Origin of the sequence: Paraburkholderia kirstenboschensis (assembly GCF_904848585.1) — a bacterium.
Classification (GTDB): Bacteria; Pseudomonadota; Gammaproteobacteria; order Burkholderiales; family Burkholderiaceae; genus Paraburkholderia; species Paraburkholderia kirstenboschensis.
Map to the genome: position 1 here is coordinate 1 of NZ_CAJHCR010000069.1, position 1,674 is coordinate 1,674.

1 protein-coding gene is annotated in these 1,674 nt (G+C 62.9%); it reads right to left on the bottom strand.

Features of this window, described 5'->3' with window-relative positions; genetic code table 11:
- Positions 1-142: 142 nt before the first annotated feature.
- Positions 143-1,570 (bottom strand): ISNCY family transposase, encoded by a 1,428-nt coding sequence (locus JMY24_RS37975; RefSeq protein WP_128596808.1) that lies wholly within the window; start codon positions 1,568-1,570, stop codon positions 143-145.
- Positions 1,571-1,674 lie beyond the last annotated feature (104 nt).

Sequence of the window (1,674 nt, forward strand, 5' to 3'; positions counted from 1 at the left end):
TGTCGAGGCCAGATTGAAATGTCGCAGGGCTGGCTAAATACAGATGTCGTAGTCTTGATGTCAGGTTTGAGTCTGTCTTTAACGGTTTGAATCCACGTAGTGTCGAAGGACAGCCTTGAACGGGCAGGGCGTGTCAGTCCGTTCAGCGAGTGCGTGCAGACCGTTGGCCAGGTGTTGAAGGCATCTTCGACTGCTGTGCGATCTCCACGATTGCCTGGTTCAGGTCGGCTCGGGTAAATGCGCGTTGCTTCTTCGTGCCGGGTGAGGGTTTGGCTTTGCGTACCGCCGCACCACGATTCGTACGTGATGGCGAGCCCGAGATCCGGCGGTTGTCGCGCTGTGCCTGCAGGGCCTGCGCGACCTGCAGCGTATGACCAAGACGCTTGTGCTCGATCACCGCACCCTGGTCGATCTCGGCAAGCTTGTCGTACTGGACACAGGGCAGTACGACGCCGTCCGCGCGGATCTCAAGGCGCCCGTCCGGATACTCCCACACGTCGATGTAGCGGCCGATCAGCCTGCGGGTCGCCGGCGTATCGTCGAGCAGCCAGATCACGCGATCGTTGAGCAGCGTCAGCGCATCCGACACCTTGCGCTGGACCCGCCACGTCAGGATCGTGTCGAGATTCTCGTCGGCGCGCAGCGGCCGGTGCGCATCGTACGTGCTTCTGGGCAGCTTCGCGAAGCGCGCGTTATAAGCGGCCATGAAAGCGCAGGCATACGCATTCGCGGCTTCGATGGTGCTGATATCGCGCAAACGCAGTTCCTTCACGAGGCGGTCCTGCAGCGTCAGGTGAGCCCGTTCGACACGCCCCTTGGCGGGGCTGCTGTTGGCGCAGAACGTGTCGATGTTCAGCTCGTACATCGCGCGGCCGAACTGCGTGACGCCTTTGCCCGCCGTCTCCGCGCGCTTCTTGACATGGAACACGCTGGCGCGGTCGCTGTAGAACGCCACCGGCTTGCCATGCCTTTCGAGATACGCGCGCGTCGCCTCAAAGTAGCTGAAAGTCGACTCGGTCGCCGTGAAGTGCAGCGCCATGATCCGGCTGGTGGCATCGTCGACATACACCAGCAGCGTGCACGCCGGCGCCCGTTCCTCAAACCAGTGATGGTCACTGCCGTCGATCTGCACCAGTTCGCCGAAACAGGCGCGTCGGGCACGCGGCTGATAGACCTTCGGCGGTCGCTGTTTGCGCGGCACCCACAGGCCCGCGTCCGTCATCAGGTGCCGCACGGTTTCCTTCGACAGCACCAGCCCATGGCATTCACGCAGCTTCTCGCACGCGAGCGTCGGTCCGAAATCCGCGTAGCGCTCGTGGATCAGTCCGAGCGCCCCGTCAAGCACCGTCTGCGGCAACTGATGATTGCTGCGCGCGCCGCGCCGCAGCGAAACGAGCCCAGCGGCGCCTTCGTCGCGGTAGCGGATCACAAGCCGCTCGACCTGGCGTCGGCTCAAACCCAGCCGTTCAGCAGCGCGCCAGGTCATCAGCCGCGCCTCGGCAACCGCCTCAATGACCTTCAGCCGGTCAAGCTCCTGCATGCTCATTGTGATCGTCCCGGTGCGCGTCATGGCGGTCTCCACAGGCGGGAAAACCGCACCAGCATGCGCTACAGACCCTTGGGGTACGACATCTGTACTTTGCTCAGGTACGACACTACTACTTTGCTCCCACA